Origin of the sequence: Paenibacillus sp. FSL H7-0918, from assembly GCF_038007025.1 — a bacterium.
Classification (GTDB): Bacteria; Bacillota; Bacilli; order Paenibacillales; family Paenibacillaceae; genus Paenibacillus_AQ; species Paenibacillus_AQ odorifer.
On record NZ_JBBOWJ010000001.1, the window covers coordinates 1550990 to 1575364 of the forward strand.

The following is a 24375-nucleotide window of genomic DNA, read 5'->3' on the forward strand; positions in this document are numbered from 1 at the left end:
CTCTTCGCCCTAATTATACATGCCCAAACGCAAAAATACCCCACAAAGTGAGGTATCCGCCTTAGCTTTTTTAGCTGCTATTCTTTCTTCATAATCTCATTCAGCTGACGTTTGTCCGCTTCTTGTGCGCGATCCTGAGCTTCAATATCATCAAAATCGGCTTCCGCCGCCGAGAATTCTACATCCTCCGCTTTAGCTTCGTATAACATTTTCAATTTCTCCGTCTTGGAGAAGATTTGTGAGTTCTCTCTATCCATTGTTCGTCTCCTTTCTTCTTACTTAATGAAGTGCCTGATCAGACCATCCCGCCCGCTTCTTCAATTAAGCGCAGAGCCTGATCGTAGGACTCCGTATGCACAATAACCGTAAGCAAAATATCTCTCCCCGTTGGACCACCGTTACCACCATGACTCATCCCGCTAGAGCTGGTGTCCGCAGCTGCAAGTATGCCTGTGTGTGCATACTCAGCAGTCATGGAGTCCATTCTGGCCACATTGCCTGTCACCGGATTTACCCCTGAGCTAAAGCTGGTACCTCCATATCTACTGAAGCGATCAATGGAAACTTCAATGGCCCGAAGTGCACGAAGCTTGCGCGCGACGCCTTCGGCTTCCTCTGGACTTTTAAAATATGCCAAAATATATCTTTCCGACATCTTATCCCCGCTCTCGCTTGAAATTCAGATATCTGTTGCATTCATTTATATTGTCTTAATTTCATTTGTTTTATGCTCTGATTTTCTTATATTCCACTTATCTACTGGGAATTCGACATTTTCCTCAACGCTTCGCTGCAATATGGTACTAAAGTTGTATATTCGATTTGAAGTTATAGCTGTAGAATAAATTTAATTTTCATAATTTTTTACATTTTATTTTGAGGAGGAGAACCACAGACACATTGCAATACAAAAAATTCATTTGGGAGGATGAACTTATTTGAAACGTACCTTTAAACACTCTATTCAAAGATTCGGTATTGGAGCGGCAAGCTTCGGACTGGCTGTGTCTGTTCTTTTTCCATCAGCTGCATTTGCGAACTCATCCCTTGAATCTTCAACCCTGGTTACGGATGTACAGTCTCAAAGTGTAACCCCTCATAACTATGCTGGAATACTCAAAGGTTCAGCACCAGTTTCAGTAATTGTGGAATTGACTAATAAACCAGTCAGTGTGTATGTAAATGAGGCAAAAACTTATTCTTTACGATCCTCAGTCTCCTCACAACGCAGTAAAATTATCTCAGAGCATAAAAGCTTTATTTCCTCAACACAGAAAATCGATGCCGATATCGGTTTTGAATACAGTGAGATTTTTAACGGGTATTCCATTACGCTGCCAGCCAATCAAGTAAACAAGCTGTTAGAGCTTCCAGGCGTTGCGGCTATCTATCCAAATGAAGAAGTACATGCACTAGCAGACAGTGTTGAAGTAGCGACATTACCTGTTACACGTTCCTATTCAGACAGCGGCAAGCTAATAGGCGCGGACAAACTACATGATTTAGGTTACACAGGCAAAGATATACAGGTAGCTGTTGTCGATACTGGTATTGATAAGAATCACCCTTTGTTAAAAGATAATTATAAGGGTGGCTATGATGTATATGATCAGGATGATGATCCGGCTGAAACAGCCCCTGATGCTAACTTCCCTCCAAGAGCAGGTACTCCTTACGAAACCTCGCATGGTACACACGTTGCCGGGACAATTTTAGATGTGGCACCTGAGGTAGAATTGTATGCGTATCGCGTACTTGGTCCCTATGGATCTGGTTCCACAGCGGATGTAATTGCGGGTATTGAGAAAGCAGTCGATGACGGAGCAGATGTTATTAACCTTTCTCTAGGCTCTAGTGTCAACCAAAGCTATTCCGCGAGTTCAATCGCGATAGACAATACCGTAAAATCGGGCGTGAACGTTATTGTTGCCGCCGGTAACGCTGGTCCTGATGCAGGAACACTGGGCGAACCCGCTGGTGCCCAACTCGCGCTTAGTGTTGGAGCTTCTACCACTCCGATAAATACCCCTTTCTTTGATATTGGTGATGTTAAAAAGATTCCCGGGACATTAGCCAGTTACTCCCCAGATTTAATCGATAATATTGCTGGCAGTAAGATCGTTTTCGCTGGTCTTGGGAGTCCTTCCGATTACAAAAATCTGGATGTCAAAGATAAGGTAGTGCTTGTTGATCGGGGCTCGCTGAGCTTCTCAGACAAATCTCTTAATGCCAAAGCTGCTGGTGCGAAGCTTTTGCTGATTGCCAATAATGAGCCTGGTGAAATCAGCCCCACCCTTGGTGCGCCTGGGGATTACATTCCTACCTACGGAATCAGTCAAGCCGATGGCAAAAAAATAAAAACTCAGATGGCTGCTGCTAAAGATATAATCAGTTACTATATAGCGCTTGAAGTAAATCAGTTAGCAAACTTCAGTTCTATGGGTCCAGGGATGCCCGATTATCTAATAAAACCTGATGTTGTAGCGCCCGGAGTCAATATCAACTCGACGATCCCTAGCTGGGATGGGAACTATGACCATGCTTTCGGCTTAAAAAATGGTACTAGCATGGCAACCCCACATGTTGTAGGAGCTGTGGCTTTGTTACTGAGTAAAAACTCTGATCTGAAGCCAAATGAAATTAAAGCTCTGCTGATGAACAATGCTGATCCTATTTTTAACCGTGATGGGAATTCTTACTCCTTGTACCAACAAGGTGCAGGTTTAATTAATCTGGAGAAGTCGATAAACGCTAAATCCATTGCTAAAGTCGGTGAGATCCTTAACAGCGGTCTTCCGGGTACTGTTGAAATTCCTTATTACACAGGTTCCTTATCCTTCGGCTTACAGCCAAAGGGTGTTACTGTAACGAAAGCTGTCTATGTAGAGGACTTTAAAGGGAATGGAGAAACATACACCCTGTCCACCAAATGGCTGACAGAAGCTCCTACTGATATTAGTATTGATTTTGCACCAAACAGCGTTACCTCAGGGGCAGATCAATATGCACAATTTACACTCAATGTATCTAAAACAGCAAAAGAGGGCGCACATGAAGGCATCCTGTTACTTACCTCTGATACAGAAACCCTTCGTCTGCCATTTAACGTTGTTGTAGGTGACCAATTTAATGTAGCACCTATTAATCAGCTCTCTTTTGAAAGTCCACAAATTTCACCTAATGGTGATGGTCGCTCAGACGACACCACCTTTACCTTTTCTGTCAATGAAGAGCTGGAAGGCATAAGTTTCGTTGCCTCTTCAAAAGATGCTCCCGCAACAGTTTTAGGTGAAGTTTATGCGATCGATGAGAAGATCTATCGTGGTGTATACGAAGTTCCAAATTGGGATGGAACATTAACAGACCTGGAGACCTCCGCCAAGTCTACTTTAGCAGATGGTCACTACTACATCATTCCTGTGCTTCCCAATGGGCAACTGCTCGAGAAACAAAAGACCGAGTTCACAATTGATACCGAGAAGCCGCAAGTTTCTGGCATCACCATTGAGGAGTATGAACGTGAAGCGCCAACCGATCCTGGCGTGGCACAAATTAGTGGTTTCATTGATGATGACCTAATGGCCTATTATATTTCTAATACAAACCCTATTGGAAACTGGTTTACCGTATATGCCGAAGGCAAACATTATGATGGGAATGCTTATAAATTTGGCGGTGTGATTGCAAATAACGGTGCCTTTACCATTGATGTTCCTGTTAACGAGGGGCTAAATGAGTACAAAGTCCATGTGGTCGATAAAGTTGGCAATGGTGCAGACGACGATGATTACGTTCAGCGGCTGCTTTATAGCACAGGGGACGGTACTTTCACAGTAACTCCGGCTCTTTCTGCATCCACCATTGAAGTAGGACAATCTGTGACCGTTAATTTAGATTATTCCGTGACAGATGAGGTTTATGGCGTCTATGGGGCTTCATTCGGTGTCATATACGATGATTCCCTTGAAACACCGGTAATCCAGCCAAGCGTACAGCTGGTTACGTATCAAGAGGAGCATTTCTCTAGTGTTCCACTTACAGAATATTCACAAACGTATGATCTTGGAGACGGCCACAAACTGACACAATATAGTGTCAATCTGTCAGGAGGTGCTTATCACGGCTCTGGCTCACTAGCCCAAATAACCTTCGAACCAGCAACAGCAGGAGATTATTCCTTTGAGCTATATGATGTCCAGATTTGGAATGATGCCACAACATCAACTATCCCATCTGGTTTGAGAACAGTAAGTGTAACTGTAAACACACCTGAAAAACCTACACCAACGCCGACACCGACACCAACGCCAACGCCAACGCCAACGCCAACACCATCAGCAACGCCAGATCCAACAGAAACAGAAACACCAACACCGACACCAACACCATCGCCTACATCGCCTCCATCTTCTGAGTCGTATGTACCTACAGCAACCAGCACTCCCACTCCTGGACCTTCTTCCAAATCCGGGAAGCTAGTAGAGACAGCCGATCCAGCTGGTGGTAAAGCTTCAGCGGTGTTTAATATCTTAGATACTGCATTAACAAATTCGATTCAGAATGCAAAAGATAAGACTTCTGTACTTGATCTTAGCGATGTGAATTTCAATAAGTATAGCCAAGTCGTTATTACGCTTACCCCGGCGCAAGCTGAACAGTTGAAGAAATCGGAGAATGCACTCAGCCTTAACGGTAATGGATTCAATGTTCTTATTCCAGCGGCAACCCTTCCGGATTTCATTAGCAGCAGTGGTTTGTTGCTTACGATAAGTCTGGCTGATGCTAGTGATGCAGCAGTGTTATCAGAAAGCTCAGCTGCGATCAATATTGGTTCTTCCATTCTTACCATCAAAAATGGTTGGACAACCGGAAAGCCGGTTACCCTTCAGCTTAATCTAAAAGACAGCAGTCTACGTGATGCTCGAAAAACTGCCGCCTATGCAGAAACAAAGGATCATAAATGGTCCTATCTGCAACCTGGATCTTTCTCTAAAGAAGGTATTCTACAGTTTACAGTTACTGGCGACGGCTCTTATAGCGTGGCATCCCGTAATGTAAGCTTCAAGGATATCGGCACACACTGGGCTAAAGGCGATATCGAAGTTCTTGCTGCTCATGGCATCATTGCCGGCAAAGGAACCGATGGCAGCTTCAAACCTGCTGACACCTTAAATCAAGCGGAACTGTTAACGCTCTTCGACCGTCTACTCGGAAAAGGTGACACATGGAATACTCGTATCAAACAAAGTGGTTCACGCGATGTGCTGACTCGCGAAGAAGCAGCCCTTATCATTGCTGAGGCCCTAGGCGCTGATCTTACAGTAGCTAAGACTCCTTTGAGCTTTAAGGATGCCGACAACATCGCTGCAGAAGCACGTAACGCCGTAGCCTATGCTGTAAGCAAAGGTTATCTCAAGGGCGTTGGTGCGGACAACTTCAATCCACAAGGCACTCTGACTCGTGCACAAGCAGCAACCATTCTGAGCCGTGTGTTTGAGGACCTACGTTCTTAAACAGTATCTAGTTGAACTCTCAAAGAAAGCCCCAGCAGCCATTTGGCTGCTGGGGCTTTCTCGTCTTAAGGTCACATCTGCGGCGTATACGAGGCAACTATCGGACACAGTTGCACTTAAACGCTGATTTATGCGACTTTTGCCATGCCAACGGACCCCATAGTCGCAATTAGCACGAAAGACACCAACTTAATCGATATTAGCACGAAAGTCACCAATCATGAGGGCTTTTCTGGGCAATAGCTGCCCACACGAAAAACACCAATCATGAGCACTTTTCTAGGCAATAGCTGCACTGGAGTCCGAAACTTCGCTCAAAAAGCGATAAATTTGCAAATAGCGTCAACTGGGTCCGTATGCCTCCAGCGTCTTCCGGGTCCTATCCACGCAGAAGATTATGCTCGGCACTATCGGACACTGTTGCACTTAAACGCTGATTTATGCGACTTTTGCCATGCCAACGGACCCCATAGTCACTATTAGCACGTAAAACACCAAATATGAGCACTTTTCTAGGCAATAGCTGCACTGGAGTCCGAAACTTGGCTCAAAAGGAGAAAAATGTACAAATAGCGTCATCTGGGTCCGTATGCCTCCAGCTCTTCTGGGTCCTATCCACTCGGATGATTATTCTCAGCGCTATCGGACACAGTTGCACTTAAACGCTGGATTATGCGCTATTTGCTATGCCAACGGACCCCATAGTCGCTATTAGCACGTAAAACACCAAATATGAGCACTTTTCTAGGCAATAGCTGCACTGGAATCCGAAACTTGGCTCAAAAGGAGAAAAATGTACAAATAGCGTCATCTGGGTCCGTATGCCTCCAGCGTCTTCTGGGTCCTATCCACTCGGATGATTATTCTCAGCGCTATCGGACACAGTTGCACTTAAACGCTGGATTATGCGCTATTTGCTATGCCAACGGACCCCATAGTCGCTATTAGCACGGAAAACACCAAATATAAGCACTTTTCTAGGCAATAGCTGCACTGGTGTCCGAAACTTGGCTCAAAAGGAGAAAAATGTGCAAATAGCGTCATCTGGGTCCGTAAGCCTCCAGCGTCTTCTGGGTTCTATCCACGCAGATGATTATTCTCAGCGCTTTCGGACACCGTTGCACTTAAACACTGGATTATGCGCTATTTGCCATGCCAACGGACCCCATAGTCGCTATTAGCACGAAAAACACCAAATATGAGCACTTTTCTAGGCAATAGCTGCACTGGAGTCCGAAACTTCGCTCAAAAGGAGAAAAATGTACAAATAGCGTCAGCTGAGTCCGCAAGCCCACCTAGATAATTCAAAGCATATAGTGTGTTTAAAAAAGCTGGAGACCAGTCGGGGGTTTCAAGGTTACAGGGTTCGCGGTTCGCGGTTCGCGGTTCGCGGTTCGCGGTTCGCGGTTCGCGGTTGCCGGGCTTGTCGGGGTCACCGGGGTCACCGGGGTTACCGAATTTACCGGGGTTACCAGGTTTACCGAGGTTACGGGATTGGCCGAGTTAGCCAAACACGCAGAATTTCGCAGGTTCAAGCATCACAGCTCCTCCAAAGATTTGCATGAGGTTAGTTAACTGGCCCTGCCCTAATCTCATGCTAAACAAAAACGCAGAGCAGCGATCCCCCAATAACGGGAGATCGCTGCTCTGCTGTCTTTTTCTATTCATTTACTGAATGAATGAGTTAGGATATCAGTCCCCGCGAAACGCACGTTTCACACGATCAAAGAAGGACTGCTCGTGCTCATGTGTGTTTTCTCCGTTCAGAGAAGCGAACTGGCGTAGCAATTCTTTTTGCTCTTCATTGAGCTTGCTAGGTGTCACAACAATTACCCGTACATGCTGATCACCTTGGCCAGATCCACGCAGACGTGGAACACCTTTACCTTTGAGGCGGAAGAAAGTGCCTGTTTGCGTTCCGGCAGGAATCTTCAGCTTCACTTTTTCGGTTAAGGTTGGAATTTCAATCTCATCACCAAGTGCTGCCTGTGCAAACGTAAGCGGAACCTCGCACATAATATCATCGTTCTCACGCACGAAGAAATCATGCGATTTAACACGGATAACAATATACAAGTCTCCAGCAGGACCGCCGCGTAAGCCGCCTTCGCCTTCGCCAGTCATGCGCAGCTGTGCACCGTCATCAACACCGGCCGGGATACGCACATGGATCTTGCGTTGCTTTTTAACCTTACCCTGTCCGGCGCAAGTCGTACATTTTTCCTTAATAATCTTACCTGTACCACTGCAATGTGAACAAGGACGACGATTACGCATCTGTCCAAGCGGTGTATTCTGTACGAATTCCTGTTGTCCACTACCATGACATACGGAACAAGTCTCTGGTTTAGTGCCCGGTTTAGCCCCGGAGCCGTAGCAGGTATCGCAAGTTTCTGTACGTGGAATAGTAATATCGGTTTCTTTGCCGAATACCGCTTCCTTGAATTCAATGGTCATGGTATACTGCAAATCCCCACCGCGCTGCGGTGCGTTAGGATCACGGCGTCCGCCGCCTCCAAAGAACATATCAAAGATATCGCCAAGCCCTCCGAAGTCGCCACCACCGCCGCCTCCGAAGCCGCCCATACCTTGGTTAGGGTCAATATGGCCATATTGGTCATATCTAGCTCGCTGTTGTCCATCACTAAGAACATCATAAGCTTCTTTTACTTCCTTAAACTTAGCTTCAGCGTCATCTGCTTTATTCACGTCTGGGTGATATTGGCGCGCCAATTTCCGGTACGCTTTTTTCACCTCATCGTCTGAAGCATCTCTACTAAGGCCAAGCACTTCATAATAATCGCGTTTATCTGCCACTGCTTTCACCTCCGTGCATACATACTCAAATTCCTTATTACCTGTCAAACAAACCATTATACGATAAAACCTCAGGATCTGACCATCCAGATTCAGCGATGTTTATTCTTACAATATCAGAAGGCGCATTCGCAAAGAGTGTGCAATCTGATATTACAAAAGGAAAGTCAAAACACGGGATGACCCGGTTTTGACCTTCCCTTCTAAACTATATAAGAATTTATCAGTTTCCTATTACACTTATCGTATAAGGTTACCCTTGATTCTTATCTTCGTCAACAACCTCATAGTCAGCGTCAACTACATTATCTTTTTTAGGAGCGCCTTCAGCGGCTCCAGCGCCACCTTCAGCACCTTGCTCAGCTTGAGCAGCTTGTTCGTACAGCTTCATGGACAACTGTTGTACAATCTCAGTCAATGCTTCTGTAGCTGCATTGATTTCTTCAAGATTGTCAGTTTCAAGTGCTGCTTTAACTTTATCTTTAGCTTCATTTGCTTTTTCAACATCAGAAGCATCAGCTTTATCGCCAAGGTCTTTAATTACTTTTTCAGTAGAATACACGAGTTGGTCAGCACCGTTCTTCGCTTCCACCAGTTCTTTACGCTTACGGTCTTCCTCAGCGTGAAGCTCGGCATCCTTCATCATTTGTTCTACTTCTGCGTCGCTCAGGCCGCTGGAAGAAGTGATAGTGATTTTTTGGCTCTTGTTCGTGCCTTTATCTGTTGCAGATACATTTACGATACCGTTGGCATCAATATCGAAAGAAACTTCGATTTGTGGCACGCCACGTGGTGCTGGTGGAATCTCGTTCAGCATGAAGCGTCCCAGTGTCTTGTTGCCATTTGCCATTTGACGCTCACCTTGCAGCACGTGAATCTCTACGCTAGGTTGGTTGTCAGCAAAGGTTGAGAATACTTGGGATTTGCTTGTAGGAATCGTAGTATTACGCTCGATCATCTTCGTGAACACGCCACCTGCAGTTTCAATACCCAGGGAAAGCGGAGTTACGTCAAGCAATACAACGTCTTTAACATCACCAGTCAATACACCCGCTTGAACAGCAGCACCAAGAGCTACTACTTCATCCGGATTCACACCTTTGTGTGGTTCTTTGCCAGTAAGCTTTTTGATAGCATCTTGTACAGCTGGGATACGTGTAGAACCACCAACCAGAACGATTCTAGTAAGGTCTGCAGGGGTCATGCCAGCATCAGACAATGCTTGACGAGTTGGTCCCAAAGTACGTTCTACCAGACCAGCAGTCAGTTCATCAAATTTCGCACGAGTCAAGTTGATCTCTAAGTGCTGAGGTACGCCGTCAACCACAGTGATGAACGGAAGCGATACAGTTGTTGTCAGTACGCCTGACAATTCTTTTTTCGCTTTTTCAGCTGCATCTTTCAAACGTTGTACAGCAGATTTATCTTTGCTCAGATCAATGCCTTGCTCTTTTTTGAATTCGGATACCAGGTAATCCATAACCACTTGGTCAAAGTCGTCGCCACCCAGCTTGTTGTCGCCGCTTGTAGCTTTTACTTCGAAGAAGCCATCACCAAGTTCAAGGATGGATACGTCAAAAGTACCGCCACCAAGGTCATAGACTAGAATGGTTTGATCTTCGGATTTCTCCAGACCATATGCCAAAGCTGCTGCTGTTGGCTCGTTCACAATACGCAGAACTTCCAAACCTGCAATTTTACCTGCATCTTTGGTAGCTTGACGTTGGCTGTCATTAAAATAAGCAGGAACAGTAATAACTGCTTGAGTAACAGTTTGGCCAAGATAAGCCTCTGCATCGGATTTCAGCTTTTGCAGAATCATTGCCGAAATTTCTTGTGGGGAGTAGTCTTTACCATCAATGCTTTCTTTATGGTTAGTACCCATGTGACGTTTAACAGAGCTGATCGTACGATCAGGGTTAGTAATCGCTTGGCGTTTAGCCGTTTCGCCGACGATACGCTCGCCGTCTTTCTTAAAGCCTACAACCGAAGGGGTTGTACGCGCGCCTTCTGGGTTTGGAATTACTACGGCTTCGCCGCCTTCCATAACGGCAACGCAAGAGTTCGTGGTTCCTAAGTCAATACCGATAACTTTACTCACAATAATTTGCCTCCTCTAAAGTTATATGGAGCCTAAGCTCAATAAATTTATAAAAATATCAAAAAAATTCGATTGATAATAAACTATCCGGGCAACAGCCTGCAATCGGATAAATAGTAGGCAAAAGCACTGCTGCTTTATGGCGAGCAGAAACTGCCCGTCCTATATAGACAGACTACATGCTGACTTTGACCATGGCCGGACGAAGAACTCTATCTTTCAGAAGATATCCCTTTTGAACCTCTTCTGTAACGATACCCTCTTCGTACTCCTCGCTCTCAACCTGCATAATAGCCTGATGGTATTCAGGATTAAAAGGCTGTCCTACTGTTTCCATAGCTGTAAGCCCCTCAGCCTTCAATACCCCATCCAGCTGACGGAAAATCATATTAACGCCCTTCGCGAAAGCTTCGGATTCAGGATTAGCTGGAGTAGTGACTAACGCACGCTCGAAATTGTCCAGCACGGAAAGCAATTCCGTCAGGAGCTTGGAGGTAGCATATTGAGCCAACTCTTCTTTTTCCTTCTGGGTACGACGACGGAAGTTATCAAAATCAGCTTGTGCACGCAGTGCACGACCTTGATATTCATCAGCAAGATCCTGTAGGCGTTTCACCTCAGCACCTGTATCTGAAGCACCTTCACTAACGTTTTCAGCTGTAAATGAGTCGGCATCTGAGACTACTTCAGCCACAGGCTCCTCATTGATCAATTCCTCTTTGAATTCATTAGAATCTTGAACTTGTTCCTTTTTCAAGTTGTCTTCACCTCCTTAAAATCATTCACGAAATCATGTTGACTCTGTTCACTTATACCAGTGCGCCAGCATCGCTGTCAAATCTCGGGATAAAATGCCCAAGATCCCCATCACTCTTGCATATTCCATACGGGTCGGCCCAAGGATCCCAATGCTTCCTAGTGCCTGCCCATCAAGTGAATAAGTGGCGGTGATCAGACTACAGTTAGCGAACGCTTCGTGATTGTTTTCTGTTCCTATTCGTACTTGAATACCTGTGCCACCCACTGTAGGGGCCAGCATTTTGAGCAGTGTCGGTGTCTCTTCCAGCAGATCAAGAATACTCTTCACCTTGTCTACGTCTTTGAACTCAGGCTGTGTCAGCATATTCGTTGCTCCGCTGAGATAGATGCGCTGCTCTTGATCGCTTTCCAGCGCGGTGTCCAGCACCTGCATTAATTCTTCATAATGTGAGATGTGACGCTGCATTTCTTCGCCAAGCTCGGAATAGAGCCGAGTCTTCAGCTTATAGAGTGGTACATTGACCAGTTTACTATTCAGTAGGTTAACCACTTTCTCCATCTCGGAAACAGAAATCTCCGGCGGAATGTTCACCGTACGATTCTCAACTTGCCCCGTACTTGTGACGATAATGGCCACAGCGGTTGTATCATCTAATGGTAACAACTGAAAATGACGCAATGAAGTATGAAAAACCTCCGGTCCCAGCAGGATGGAAGTATAATTCGTCATATTGGAAAGAATCATCGCCGCATGTTGGATTACCTGCTCCATTGCATTTAGCTTCTCGGCAAAAAAAGCGCGGATCGTGCCCATTTCTGCCGTTTCGGCGGAATTCCACGGTACCAAATGATCCACATAATATCGGTATCCTTTATGGGAAGGAATTCTTCCCGCCGATGTATGAGGCTGCTCGAGATAACCTAAATCCTCTAGGTCAGCCATTTCATTTCGAATCGTAGCCGGACTGTATCCTACATCTCCCCGTTTAGAAATGCTGCGAGATCCTACTGGCTCTGCCGATGAAATATAATCATCCACAATTGCATTTAGTATCATTCTCTGGCGATCAGTTAACATGTTATTCCCTCCTATCGGCTGTGGCTCCGATTCGTTAGCACTCGACTCAGATGAGTGCTAACCACTAATACAAAAATACCAAACTGACATTGACATTGTCAAGTCAGTTCAGTATCTTAAGCACTGCTATTTCATCGCAGGCATGCTGCTTTTTACAATTCACGCAATCTGTCCATACTTTTTCAGGGAAAATCTCTTTCTGGACGACTTCAAATCCATTTCTAAGAAAAAAATCAACAGCATAGGTTAGTGCCATTACCTTTGGGATTTTCTGGTTCCTAGCTTCCTCGACCAGCTTCGCCAATATCATGGAGCCTACGCCTTTACCCTTGCCTTCATCATTCAATCCAATTGAACGAATCTCTACGAGATCATTCCCGAGCTTGAAAAGTGAACCACAGCCTACGAATCTGCCTTCGATTTCGGCAACTACGAATTGATCGATCTGGCGTGTCAGCGCCTGCCGGGAACGGGGCAACATGATGCCGCGCTGGGCATACTCTTCTATCATTAGATACAATGGCTCAACGTCTTCTACCACAGCATTTCTACAAATCACCTGTGCGTCTCCCGCTGGAGACGAATGGCGAATCATTTCCGTCTTGGCAAGCACTTTGGTTCACCCCTCTGTTGATAATATGAATAAATATACAACAGAGTGAATTACAATTCAAGGGGTATTTTAAAATTAAACTTCTGTCAGGGCGCCTACAAATTCAGCAAAAACATCGTTCCCAAACAAGATTCCTTGCTTGCTGAGTCGGTAAACCCCTGCTTCTTGTTCCAACAGCCCTGCATGCAGCATTTTATGCAAGGATTTCTCGAATACTTCCTCTATTGAACGCCCGAATTGCGCCTGAAAAGCTTCATTAGAGACGCCCTCATGCATACGCAAGCCGACCATCATAAAGTCTTCCATCGCTTCTGCTTCTGAGATTGGGTATGCATCCAGTCGTGGCAGCCCTTTACGTGTGGCTTCTACATATGGATTTACGCCCTTAACATTAATATGCCGCTGACGTCCCACATATCCATGCGCTCCTGCTCCTAGACCATAATAATCTTCATTGCGCCAGTAGGTGATATTATGGCGGCTCTCCATTCCTGGTTTCGCGAAGTTACTGATCTCGTATTGATTGTAACCCGCTTCCTTCATAGAGGACATCAACAGGAGGTACATTTGCAATTCATCTTCTTCATTAGGAAGAGGAAGCTTGTTCTTATTAAACAGCGTGTGAAAAAGAGTATTCTCCTCCACCTTCAAGCTGTAAATAGAATAGTGGGGTAGATCCAGCTCCAACGCCTTGCGGATACTTTCGCCCAACATCTCAACAGTTTGATTAGGCAGCCCAAACATCAGGTCAACCGAAAGATTATTTAGTCCAACTGCACGTGCATTCTCTAGGCTCCGGTATACATCATCTACATTATGAATCCGGCCGATGCCTGTGAGCAGCTCGTTCTGAAATGCTTGAACACCAAAGCTCACCCGGTTCACGCCGCCTTCTTTCATAACCGTCAGCTTGTCCAGATCCGTTGTTCCAGGGTTAGCTTCCATAGAAAACTCAATATCTTTATCCCAGTTGGGGAAATGCGTGCGAACAGACTTTAAGAAATAAGCCATTTCATCAGGTTTTAAAACAGTGGGTGTGCCTCCGCCGACGAAGATCGTTTTGATAACACCCGGAGGGGTGTTCTTGACGGTCTGCTCCATCTCTCGATCCAAAGCTTCGAGATAATCCATAACTGGCTGATCCTTGAGTACATAGGAATTGAAATCACAATAAAAGCACTTATTGGTACAAAAAGGGATATGAATGTATACAGCCTCAGGGGGACGGCCATTAGTCTTCGTTGTCATTAGCTGTCTCCTTTATATAAAAATATCGTTTGAATAGTGTAATCTAAAAAACAAGAAAAGGGAAGCCTGACGGCTTCCCTCCGAGGGCGTTCATTTATAAATGAACTCTATTTTATAATATAAGAAAGTATAAGTTTTACGTTATCCTATATATTTTGTATTTCCCGCAGAAACGGATACCGTCCCTATAAGGACGGCAAAGCCGTTACTTCTTGATAAATCCGCATTTCCACAAGTTCGGCATGTACTCCACCGTTAGTTTCATGAATAACGATCCGGACAGCATCTGTAAGGACAGGCTTCTCTAATCGATGAACATTTTTCCGGCGATGGTTATCTTTGACACGGAGCATGACTTGCCACGCGCCATCAATGAGCAGCTCTACATCATAGTTCTTTACCAGTTCAGGAATCACTAGAAATGGCGTTTCATGATGATGTAAGTTGATGAGATCTTCATTGACATCATCATTAAAGGTGAAATGGATTTCGGAGACTGGAGCAGCATCCGGGAGACGCGCCTCTACCCACTCCGATCTACCCGCGGTCATCGGCTCAGAAACCCAGCTATGTGGTCCAGCGAAAGGTCGAACATACCCATCAATGACTTTAGATGCAGCATATGCCGATGTTTCTACTGCAAAGCAGAAATGCCTGCGTACAAGTTGTTTCATGCTCCACTCTATCACCGGCTGATCTGGCTGATGATCCTCCAGCGCTGAATCAACAACGGATTTAGCACCTCGCTCAAATGTAATGACACCAGTGATTGGGGTTTCTGAAATATGCAATTGAAGGTGTTCATTAGCTCGAATAATAGCGAAGATATTACATTCACCGATAAGACTACATTTCTCCTCTTGTATCGGTACTTCAATCCATTGCTGCTCTCCAGCCTGTACTGTTATAACATCAACCTGTTTGCACTCCGCCGGCACGTAATTTTCCGCGCGTCCAGTCGTCCATATCTCCACGGTCAGCTGCGTCTGAATACTTGCTGACACAAGCAGCCTTAACCCACGGATACTTCCTTCAACCGGAAACAAAATCCCTACATCATGAGAAAGCTCATAAGCTTCGGCTGGACGATCCAGCAGGATACCATTCAACGTGCTGGATGCATGAATCTCGCTTTTTCTGGCGAGGTCCAGTGGATCTTCGTTACGTAATCCAATAATCGAAGCATCTTGCTTTAACATCACCTGTTGCAATTCATGCATATGCTGCTGGCGAATTTCACGTGGGGTCACACCTTTGATGACGGATAAAGCTGCACCTGCTCCAGCTGCTTCACCCATGATCGCACAGGTTGCCATAACGCGTGTTGTTCCAAAAGCCACATGAGATGCACTGATATTACGACCCGCGAAGAATAGATTCCGCACATTCTTCGAATATAGCGAACCAAATGGAATATGGTAGATCCCGTCCGCATGCAGATGCTTGGAGCCACTCTCTTGTGCGTACATCCCCTGTGGGGGATGTAGATCAATCGACCAGCCACCAAATCCAATACGGTCTGCAAATTCACGCTGCGCGAGAATATCATTTTGCGTTAGAATCGTATCGCCAATAAATCGTCTGTATTCACGTTTACCCGGAATCGAGCCAACCCACTCAAGCGTCATATTCTCGGCATCAAAATGGCCTGAGTTTTTGATATAATCCCAAATCCCATAAATAACAGAGGATAGTTCATCACGTATACGTTCATTCTCATCCACCGTATCAAGCTCGCCGCCCCACTCAATCCACCAGTAGTGACAGCCTGAATCCCCACTCCGAATGACCCGGCGGATCGGGATAGACGTTGTTGTAATATCCTTCGCGAATGAGGGTGCAACATAACGTACCGGTTTTCCAGTATCCTGTGTATAGAATAATAATGTACTGCCTAATGTAATATTATCAGGCACTTCAGGTGCCCATTCCTCATTAAATTCATGGCGGGCTTCACGTCCTAATCGGAAATCCGCTCCTGCTAGGAAGCCAACCAAACCATCACCCGTGCAATCGATGAACGCCTCACTCTTGAACGTAATCAACCGCTCAGATCCCATCATCCAACCAATCACACTGCGAATCGTCCGATCCTCTGCCTCACCTTCCGCTTCCACTTCACGTACATCGGTATTTAGGAACAAGCTGATATTCGATTCTGCCTTCACCGCTTCGAGCAAGGTTAGATCCCATAGATATGGATTCCCTTCCGGGTTCCGGTATTGATTCTCGATGAACAGCTCACCCATAATGCCTGTCTCACGTGCATAGCGATTTACACCATGTCCTGTTGCACCACATACCCATACCCGAACCTCTGAACTCGAGTTACCACCAAGTACAGGACGATTCTGTACCAGTGCTACCTTTAACCCAAGACGGGCTGCAGCAATCGCCGCGTTCATCCCTGCAAGTCCACCCCCGACCACTGTCACATCGGATTTAACCGTTTCTGTTCTCATGTCAGTATCCCTCCTATAGTTAGCCTTTCACAGCCGAGCTAGAAATTCCTTGAATAATATATTTCTGACCTATGAAGAAGATAACAATCATTGGAATGATCGCAGCCGACGAAGCGGCCATCATCCCGTTGTAATCCACATTGTTCTCAAGAATAAAATTCTGCAATCCAAGCGGAATGGTATATAGCTTAGGGCTCTGCAAAAATACAAGCGCATTCTCATAATCATTCCATTGCCAGGAGAAATCAAGAATAGCAAACGTAGCGATTGCCGGCTTCGCTAATGGCAGAATTAAGCGGAAAAATATTTTGTAATGACCGGCTCCATCCAGAAAAGCAGATTCCGTAATTTCCTTAGGAATGCCCATAAAGAACTGCCGAAGCATAAATACACCGAAGATCGAGAACATGGCTGGAAGGATTAGGGCCAAATGCGTATTGTAAATCCCAACCAAGTTAAACATGATAAACTTAGGAACAAAAAGCACCTGCGGTGGAACCATCATCATGGATAGATATATGACAAATAGGCCATCCCGCCCTTTAAACGAAGTACGTGAAAATCCGTAAGCGGCAAGGGCAGATAGAAACACAGCTCCCGCAGTTCCAATAATCGATATCTTAAGTGAATTTAAATAATACGGAACAAAATCATAACTTCCTGTCCACACCCGAATATGATTGCTCCAGTTGAGAGATGAAGGCAGCCATTCGTTAAACACCTCGGCAGGTGTCTGAAAAGATGTGCTGAGCATCCATAGAAAAGGCACAATCATAAATAGTCCTAGAACAAACATGATGATCGTTACTGGCAGCTTCACCTTCATGTTTCCTGCTTTTTCATTCATACCGCCTGCTCCTTTAATTTATGGTTTCGGGGTCCCGCAAAGCACCACTTTGTAGGGTTATTTAGTAATGAACCCAGCGCTTTTGGCCGATCCACTGAATGACTGTAATGACGAGAATGACGGCGAACAAGAACCATGAAATGACTGAAGCATATCCCATATCGTAATAACTGAATGCTGTTTTATAAACGAATAGTGATAAGACCGTCGTACTTCCGCTAGGTCCTCCAGCCGTAATGGCTTGAATAATCGAGAACGATTTCATCGTCATAATTAATCCGGTAATCATTAATAAAAAAGTTGTTGGACTAACAAGAGGCCATACAATTTTCCATGTTGTTTTGAATGTGCTTGCACCATCGATCCGGGCAGCTTCCAGCTGTTCTGTCGAAATTTCCTGTAGTGCTGCTAAATATATGATCATATTGTAGCCAAGCATCAGCCAGATCTGTACGATATCAATGGCATACATTGCGGTTTCCGTATCCGCAAACCACCCTGGCGGCGATGTTATGCCAATCCAGCGAAGCAGTTCATTGATGGGCCCCTGTGAAGGCTGAAATAGCAGCATCCAGACAAATGCAACGGCTACTCCACTAGAGATATACGGCAGGAAAAACATTCCACGCAATAATCCTTTAAGATACACACTGCGGTTTAGAAATAGCGCCACAATAAAAGCGAGCACCATCGATACTGGAACCGATATCAGGAATATCACCGTATATTTGATCGAGGCATAGAAATTATCGTCATGGAACAACCGTTTGAGATTATCCAGCCCGGTAAATTGCCAATTCGGATTTGAAAATTGATAATTCGTAAACATCAGGACAAAGGAAAAGATTGCAGGAATCACAAAGAATAAGAGAATACCAATCATATTCGGGAGAATAAAAGTCATGCCGATCCAGCCTTGTCTGTCCATCCAGCTTCTCCGCTCCACGGTATCGCCGCCTTTCGTATGCTGAAAAATGGGTACACGAAAGAGAAGAACGAAGAATTCTTCCTCCTTCTCTTTTGTGCCAGCTATTTCTTTATTTCATTAACTCTTGCGAACGGGTTTGCATATTTTTCATCGTGGTATCAATATCTTGCTTATTTAAGAAGTATTTTTCATACTCTTCTTTACGTGCATCAATGGCTTGTTGAGGTACATTTAGCTGGAAGGATGGGAATTTGCCGAATACAATATTATTCATTGAATCTGTATCATATTTGTCTTCTACACCATTCAAGAGAAGGCTCATCGCTTCCTTACTGTCCACACTCTTAGAGGCTGGAATACGCCCCCCGCTTGCCATTGGCAGCATACCGCCATCCGCATACCATTTTGCGAACTCCCAAGCCGCATCCAGGTTCTTGGACTTTGCATTAAGAGCAAGCATGTCGCCCACACCGCCCGAATATTTATAATCCTTTTGATCTTTATTCACTTTTGGAATAGCGGCGAACGCGGTTTTGAAATCATGCGGATAGTCCTTCAAGTTGTTCGCATTGCGGAAAATAAACTCACCTGCTGCCAGCATTGCCGCTTTGCCTTGCAGGAACATGGTGTCAACCGGCATTTTACTGGTCAGCTGCTCCCCATATTCCGGTGTGGATTTGTCCACGAACATCATGTTATGCAATATTTCCAGTTGCTGTTTCCAGAGATCATTTCCAAAGTTTGAAGTACCATCCGCCTGTTTCACACCCATTCCAGCAAGCGTACCGTCCATCGTTGTTGCGAAGGAGGAATCTGCCTGCAATAATCCGTACACACCAGGTTTCGTTAGCTTCTTCGCATACTCCTCAAGATCTGACCAAGTCCAGTCCACCGCAGGAATCGGTAATCCTGCTGCATCCAGCATATCTTTGTTCAACCATACAAACGCCATGTTTTTCTTTGTAGGAATCCCATAGTATTTATCATTGATTTTCCACATCGCTGCGTCCTCGCCGATCTGGCTGTCGATATCATAATCTGTTTTCGTGCTTAGATCCAAGGCAACGCCTGCATCCATACGTTTCTGTAAATGAGCAAGATCGTAGTTCATGAAAAGGTCTATGTTTTGATTGGTCATCAAAGCAGTGTCCAGCTTTAAGTTGCCTGCATCGTCATTTACATTACGGATATACTCGACTTGAATATCTGGATGATCTTTATTCCAGTTATCAACTACAGCTTGAGGCCCGGCTTCTGCAGGAACTGCCCCCCACATCGTAAGCTTTATTTTCTCCTTTGCTGGTTCTCCATTTGCACTGCCCTGCGATTCATTACTTCCACCACTCCCACAACCAGCCAGCATCGTACCTGCTAATAAGACAGAAAGCACTGCAGGATACCACTTTTTCTTCATAGATAGCTTCCCCCTTGGAAGGATTATGTGTTGTGCTCTACATCTATAACTTTATCATCAGAGCGGATTCTGGGGGATGAACTACATTTGGGAACTTATAGAACGTTTTTTGGTTCTTTACGGAATTCATTTGGCGTGACACCACACCACTTTTTGAAGATTTTTATAAAATAATTATCGTTCTCAAAGCCTACTTGCTGCCCAATCTCGCTAATTGTTAGCTTCGTTTCTGCAAGCAGCATTTTCCCAGCCTGAATCCGACGCTCTTGAATATAATTGGTCAACGTTTTCCCTGTCTTTTTCTTGAATAAGTCACTTATATAGCTGGCATCCATCCGGATCAACTCTGACATGGATTTGAGCGAGATGTCCTCAGCATAATGTTCTTCAATATAAGCTATAATTTTGTTCATCTCCACATGATCTGTCGGTCCCGTTTGTTGCTTCTCAGGAAACCATTTATCGGCCTTCTTCATCTTCACCATTCGCTCCAGCTCGGCCTGGACCTTACCCATAGTCTGCTTCAAACCTTGGAGATCTAAAGATAACTTCAAAATGTAGTCCGAAGCCCCAAATACGAGCGCCTGCCGGGCGTATTCAAATTCACTCAATGCGGTCAACATTACAAACCGGCAGTCGAAGCCTTCCTCTCGCGCAATTTGAAGAAGCTTCACCCCATCCATCACCGGCATATTAATATCCGTCACTACCACATCAGGCTGCAGCTCACGAATCATTTGCAAGCCTACTTCTCCATTCTCCGCCTCACCTATAATTTCAAACGGGATTCCAGCCTTTAAGAATAGCTTCCGTATACTTTTAACCGCAGGTTGTTCATCATCCACAATTAACGTTCTCCACATGTGAGCTTACCTCCATCGTAAGGTTTTGAAATAAGAAGTGGAAAATGGATAATCACTTCAGTTCCTGTGTCTGATGATACAATGTCCATGCCTGTCCGTTGATTCTTGAACAACAGCTCTAAGCTCTCCCTAATATTCTGAACACCGATTCCTTGTCGTTTCCGTGCAGTCTTATTCAGCTGTGCTCTATCTATCCCCATGCCGTTATCTTTAACCTGCAGATATAGTTGCTGTCCAGTCACTTTAGCGGAGATATCAATTCTCCCTTGTTTTACAGACTGACCGAAGCCGTGAATCAAGCTATTTTCAATTAAGGGCTGCAGACAAAATTTAGGGATTAATGCGTATTGCAGTTCCTCGTTGATATCATATTGAATTTCAATCCCATGTCCAAAACGTTGCCGCTGTATCTCCATGTAAGATTCTATTAGTACGATTTCATCCTTTAACAGGATCAAATCGACTTCAGTATTTAAGGTTGTCTCCAATATTTTTCCTAGTGCAACACAAATTCCATAAATTTCATCATCATCTTTATCTAAGGCAATGCTCTTTATCGTATTCAATGTATTTAGTAGAAAATGCGGGTTCATCTGCGAAAGTAATACCTGAAATCGAACGAATTGCTTCTGTTTTTCTTCAAGCTGAAGTCGCTGCAACAGCTCATTTAAATCATGGATCATGATATTGAAACTCTGAGTCAGGGCAAGAATCTCTCCCCGTCCCTGTTCGGGTAATTTCATTTTGAGATTCGTCTTAGCGGTCATTTCCATCTTCTTCTGTAGCTTCTTAAGCGGTACTGTAATCGTCGATGATATGAAATAAGTTAATAGAACAAATAGCAGCAGAATGATTCCAAATCCACCAAAAAACCGTCGTTTCTGCTTGTCTACCTCAAGAAATAGCTGTGCTAGCTGCACCTTTTTAACAACATAGCCATTTAACTCCTCGATGTAGCTGTATGTGTATAAACTTTCCTCCTTCAGGTCGACAATGGATGCAGCACGCCCCGTCTGCCGCTGGTTGGCGCTCTTCACAATACTCTGCGCAATATCAGGGGAAAAAGTCTCATCCTTAAGCGGATTAAGCATCACACCCCCCAAGGCATCGAGTAGAAATAAAGCCCCTTCCTGTTTACTCCCTAACGTTGATCTGGTAAACCACTCCTCATAATCGATACTTAATCTTGCATAGGCATAAATATTCAAACCATTATCACGCATAACCTCATAGAGACTAAGCATTTTCTTACTTGTTGTACTTTCCCGGACCACATTATTCTTGTCATTCGGATTCCATATATATCGATTCGTTCCTTCTCGCTTCAAGGCTTGAACCCAATCCTCCGATTGGATTTCGTCGTAGCTCAAGGTTTCCTTTGGCATAAAGGAAGTGTATGCGTTTCCATGAAGGTCGATTAATGTATAGTACACCGTCGCTCCACTCATAAAGAATGTATTTTCAATCGCTCCAAACTTGTTTTCAACGAGTTTTTTTCTCGTGATTTCATCAGATTGCTCGGGATTCTTCATTATCGATAAAATCGTCGTATCTTGTTCGAGTAATGACCCTGTTTTCATCACGAGACTCATGAGATCAACAAAACCATTCTTAATACCAATAAGCTGCTCTATGTTCTTCGTTTCCGCATTATCCTGCAGCATTCGTTCTGTCTCTTTAAAGTTATATAGAACGAGTATGGCAATGGGTGTTAGTACCAACAGCAAGAAGGCTAACAAAATCCGATTCTTAAAGGTACTTGGCGTAAGTTTCAAATATAATCGCTTCACGAGGACTCCCCTCACTTTGTATGTGCTTACAATCCTTCCCCTATTGTAATCTGCTCCTGCTTAAAAAAATAGAGCCGGGATATTCTCCCGGCTCTACCTATTTTCTACTCATCGATCTTCAGTACTGCCATAAACGCTTCTTGTGGTACTTCTACACTACCCACTTGCTTCATGCGTTTCTTACCTTCTTTTTGCTTCTCCAGCAGCTTCCGTTTACGGGAAATATCGCCGCCGTAACATTTAGCAAGTACGTTTTTGCGCATCGCCTTAACGGTTTCACGCGCAACCACCTTCGTACCCACAGAGGCTTGAATCGGCACTTCGAACATTTGACGCGGGATAATCCCCCGCAGCTTCTCACAAATGATACGTCCGCGGTTGTAGGCACGATCGCGGTGAACGATAAAGGACAAGGCATCGACCTGCTCATTGTTAAGCAAGATATCCATCTTGACCAGATTCGAACGACGGTATCCGCAAATTTCATAGTCGTAAGAAGCATATCCTTTCGTACCGGATTTCAACTGATCAAAGAAATCATAAACGATCTCTGACAGCGGAATCTCGTACGTAATCGTTACACGATTAGTATCTAGATATTCCATATTTACGAACTCGCCGCGTTTGTTCTGGCACAGTTCCATTACAGTACCCACGAAGTCGTTAGGCACAATGATCGCTGCTTTAACATACGGCTCTTCAATGTAGTCAATCGTACCGATCTCCGGATAATGTGACGGGTTGTCGATTTGGATCATTTCGCCATTGGTCAGCATAATTCGGTAAATAACACTCGGCGCTGTTGTGATTAGCGGCAAATTGAACTCGCGCTCAATCCGCTCTTGAATAATCTCCATATGCAAGAGTCCAAGGAAACCGCAACGGAAACCAAATCCAAGTGCGCTTGAACTTTCCGGCTCAAAGCTTAGCGAAGCATCATTTAGCTGGAGCTTCTCCAGTGCCTCACGAAGATCGTTATAATCGGAGGTCTCAATCGGATACAACCCGCAATATACCATCGGGTTGATCTTACGGTAACCCGGAAGCGGCTCAGCAGTAGGATTCTTTGCGTCAGTGACAGTATCACCGACACGGGTATCTCCAACATGCTTGATCCCAGCTACGATAAAGCCAACATCACCGATGTTCAATTCATCGACAATGGTCATACGCGGCATAAATGCGCCAACTTCAATGACCTCGAAGGTCTTCTCAGTTGCCATCATCTTAATCTTCGAACCTGCACGGATCTTCCCGTCCATTACGCGCACATAGACAATAACGCCTTTGTAAGGATCGTAGTGAGAGTCAAAGATCAATGCTTTAAGCGGCTCTTCTGAATTACCGGATGGCGCAGGAACCTGCTTCACCACCTGCTCCAGAATTTCCTTGATTCCGATACCGGCTTTGGCAGATGCCATAACCGCTTCACTGGTATCCAGCCCGATAACATCCTCAATCTCCTGCTTTACCCGGTCAGGGTCAGCGTTTGGCAAATCAATTTTGTTGAGCACAGGTAGGATTTCCAGGTTATTATCCAGTGCTAAATACACATTGGCCAGCGTCTGTGCTTCAATTCCTTGAGCCGCATCCACAACCAGCAGTGCGCCTTCACATGCTGCAAGACTGCGGGAAACTTCATAGGTGAAATCGACGTGCCCCGGTGTATCAATCAAGTTGAGATAATACTCTACACCATCGTCTGCACGATAGGTTAAACGCACGGCTTGCAGCTTTATTGTGATACCACGTTCGCGCTCCAGATCCATCTGATCGAGTACCTGTTCCTGCATTTCACGCGTGGTTAGTGCCCCCGTGTATTCCAAAATGCGGTCAGCTAGTGTCGATTTACCATGGTCTATATGTGCAATAATCGAGAAATTGCGAATTTGTTGTTGTCTTTTCTGAACGTCAGTCATTCCTTACCCCCACAGACAGCCTG

Annotated in this window: 16 protein-coding genes; 1 reads left to right on the forward strand and 15 read right to left on the reverse strand. The window is 44.9% G+C overall.

Annotated elements, in window-relative coordinates; translation table 11 throughout:
* Positions 1-77: 77 nt before the first annotated feature.
* Both MHI15_RS07155 and MHI15_RS07160 read right to left on the reverse strand, forming a co-directional pair.
* Positions 78-257 carry a YfhD family protein gene (locus MHI15_RS07155; RefSeq protein ID WP_076278801.1) on the reverse strand — a complete coding sequence of 60 codons (180 nt, stop codon included), beginning with the start codon at positions 255-257 and terminating at the stop codon, positions 78-80.
* 38 nt (positions 258-295) lie between these two features.
* A complete protein-coding gene (locus MHI15_RS07160; RefSeq protein ID WP_340011057.1) occupies positions 296-655 on the reverse strand; it encodes a hypothetical protein in 360 nt (119 codons plus the stop codon).
* 283 nt (positions 656-938) lie between these two features.
* Between MHI15_RS07160 and MHI15_RS07165 the strand changes: the two genes are divergently transcribed.
* Positions 939-5513 (forward strand): S8 family serine peptidase, encoded by a 4575-nt coding sequence (locus tag MHI15_RS07165; protein ID WP_341164279.1) that lies wholly within the window; start codon positions 939-941, stop codon positions 5511-5513.
* 1692 nt (positions 5514-7205) lie between these two features.
* On the opposite strand, the gene dnaJ is transcribed toward MHI15_RS07165, so the two are convergent.
* From dnaJ to lepA, 13 genes are all read right to left on the reverse strand, one after another.
* A complete protein-coding gene (gene dnaJ, locus MHI15_RS07170) occupies positions 7206-8330 on the reverse strand; it encodes a molecular chaperone DnaJ (protein WP_036677487.1) in 1125 nt (374 codons plus the stop codon).
* A 253-nt stretch (positions 8331-8583) separates the two neighbouring features.
* Positions 8584-10431 carry a molecular chaperone DnaK gene (gene dnaK / locus MHI15_RS07175; RefSeq protein ID WP_036677488.1) on the reverse strand — a complete coding sequence of 616 codons (1848 nt, stop codon included), beginning with the start codon at positions 10429-10431 and terminating at the stop codon, positions 8584-8586.
* 175 nt (positions 10432-10606) lie between these two features.
* Positions 10607-11188: a nucleotide exchange factor GrpE gene (grpE, locus tag MHI15_RS07180; RefSeq protein WP_036677491.1), complete on the reverse strand. Its 582-nt coding sequence runs from the start codon at positions 11186-11188 to the stop codon at positions 10607-10609.
* Between the two features lie 48 nt (positions 11189-11236).
* Complete coding sequence (gene hrcA / locus MHI15_RS07185; RefSeq protein WP_036677493.1) at positions 11237-12268, reverse strand: heat-inducible transcriptional repressor HrcA; 1032 nt, start codon at positions 12266-12268, stop codon at positions 11237-11239.
* 103 nt (positions 12269-12371) lie between these two features.
* Positions 12372-12863 (reverse strand): N-acetyltransferase, encoded by a 492-nt coding sequence (locus MHI15_RS07190; protein ID WP_051490987.1) that lies wholly within the window; start codon positions 12861-12863, stop codon positions 12372-12374.
* Positions 12864-12956: 93 nt separating this feature from the next.
* The gene (hemW, locus tag MHI15_RS07195; protein WP_076105910.1) at positions 12957-14129 is read right to left on the reverse strand and encodes a radical SAM family heme chaperone HemW; all 1173 of its coding nucleotides are present in this window, start codon (positions 14127-14129) and stop codon (positions 12957-12959) included.
* Positions 14130-14314: 185 nt separating this feature from the next.
* A complete protein-coding gene (locus tag MHI15_RS07200) occupies positions 14315-16591 on the reverse strand; it encodes an FAD-dependent oxidoreductase (RefSeq protein WP_312148476.1) in 2277 nt (758 codons plus the stop codon).
* Positions 16592-16610: 19 nt separating this feature from the next.
* Complete coding sequence (locus tag MHI15_RS07205; protein ID WP_341164280.1) at positions 16611-17438, reverse strand: carbohydrate ABC transporter permease; 828 nt, start codon at positions 17436-17438, stop codon at positions 16611-16613.
* Positions 17439-17499: 61 nt separating this feature from the next.
* A complete protein-coding gene (locus MHI15_RS07210) occupies positions 17500-18366 on the reverse strand; it encodes a carbohydrate ABC transporter permease (protein WP_076129698.1) in 867 nt (288 codons plus the stop codon).
* 109 nt (positions 18367-18475) lie between these two features.
* The gene (locus MHI15_RS07215) at positions 18476-19780 is read right to left on the reverse strand and encodes an ABC transporter substrate-binding protein (RefSeq protein ID WP_076141557.1); all 1305 of its coding nucleotides are present in this window, start codon (positions 19778-19780) and stop codon (positions 18476-18478) included.
* A gap of 95 nt (positions 19781-19875) precedes the next feature.
* Complete coding sequence (locus MHI15_RS07220; protein WP_076141556.1) at positions 19876-20643, reverse strand: response regulator transcription factor; 768 nt, start codon at positions 20641-20643, stop codon at positions 19876-19878.
* On the reverse strand, positions 20628-22433 hold the full coding sequence (locus MHI15_RS07225) for a sensor histidine kinase (RefSeq protein WP_341164281.1): 1806 nt from the start codon (positions 22431-22433) through the stop codon (positions 20628-20630). The genes MHI15_RS07220 and MHI15_RS07225 overlap by 16 nt, the downstream gene beginning before the upstream one ends.
* A gap of 104 nt (positions 22434-22537) precedes the next feature.
* Positions 22538-24352 (reverse strand): translation elongation factor 4, encoded by a 1815-nt coding sequence (gene lepA / locus MHI15_RS07230; RefSeq protein ID WP_036677511.1) that lies wholly within the window; start codon positions 24350-24352, stop codon positions 22538-22540.
* Positions 24353-24375: the final 23 nt, after the last annotated feature.

What these genes read in the sequence shown, in the direction of transcription:
- MHI15_RS07215 (WP_076141557.1), bottom strand. Translation starts at nt 19,780, where the DNA reads ATGAAGAAAAAGTGGTATCCTGCAGTGCTTTCTGTCTTATTAGCAGGT.
- hemW (WP_076105910.1), bottom strand. Translation starts at nt 14,129, where the DNA reads ATGACAACGAAGACTAATGGCCGTCCCCCTGAGGCTGTATACATTCAT.
- MHI15_RS07210 (WP_076129698.1), bottom strand. Translation starts at nt 18,366, where the DNA reads ATGGACAGACAAGGCTGGATCGGCATGACTTTTATTCTCCCGAATATG.
- MHI15_RS07200 (WP_312148476.1), bottom strand. Translation starts at nt 16,591, where the DNA reads ATGAGAACAGAAACGGTTAAATCCGATGTGACAGTGGTCGGGGGTGGA.
- lepA (WP_036677511.1), bottom strand. Translation starts at nt 24,352, where the DNA reads ATGACTGACGTTCAGAAAAGACAACAACAAATTCGCAATTTCTCGATT.
- hrcA (WP_036677493.1), bottom strand. Translation starts at nt 12,268, where the DNA reads ATGTTAACTGATCGCCAGAGAATGATACTAAATGCAATTGTGGATGAT.
- MHI15_RS07160 (WP_340011057.1), bottom strand. Translation starts at nt 655, where the DNA reads ATGTCGGAAAGATATATTTTGGCATATTTTAAAAGTCCAGAGGAAGCC.
- MHI15_RS07205 (WP_341164280.1), bottom strand. Translation starts at nt 17,438, where the DNA reads ATGAATGAAAAAGCAGGAAACATGAAGGTGAAGCTGCCAGTAACGATC.
- MHI15_RS07190 (WP_051490987.1), bottom strand. Translation starts at nt 12,863, where the DNA reads ATGATTCGCCATTCGTCTCCAGCGGGAGACGCACAGGTGATTTGTAGA.
- MHI15_RS07155 (WP_076278801.1), bottom strand. Translation starts at nt 257, where the DNA reads ATGGATAGAGAGAACTCACAAATCTTCTCCAAGACGGAGAAATTGAAA.
- MHI15_RS07220 (WP_076141556.1), bottom strand. Translation starts at nt 20,643, where the DNA reads ATGTGGAGAACGTTAATTGTGGATGATGAACAACCTGCGGTTAAAAGT.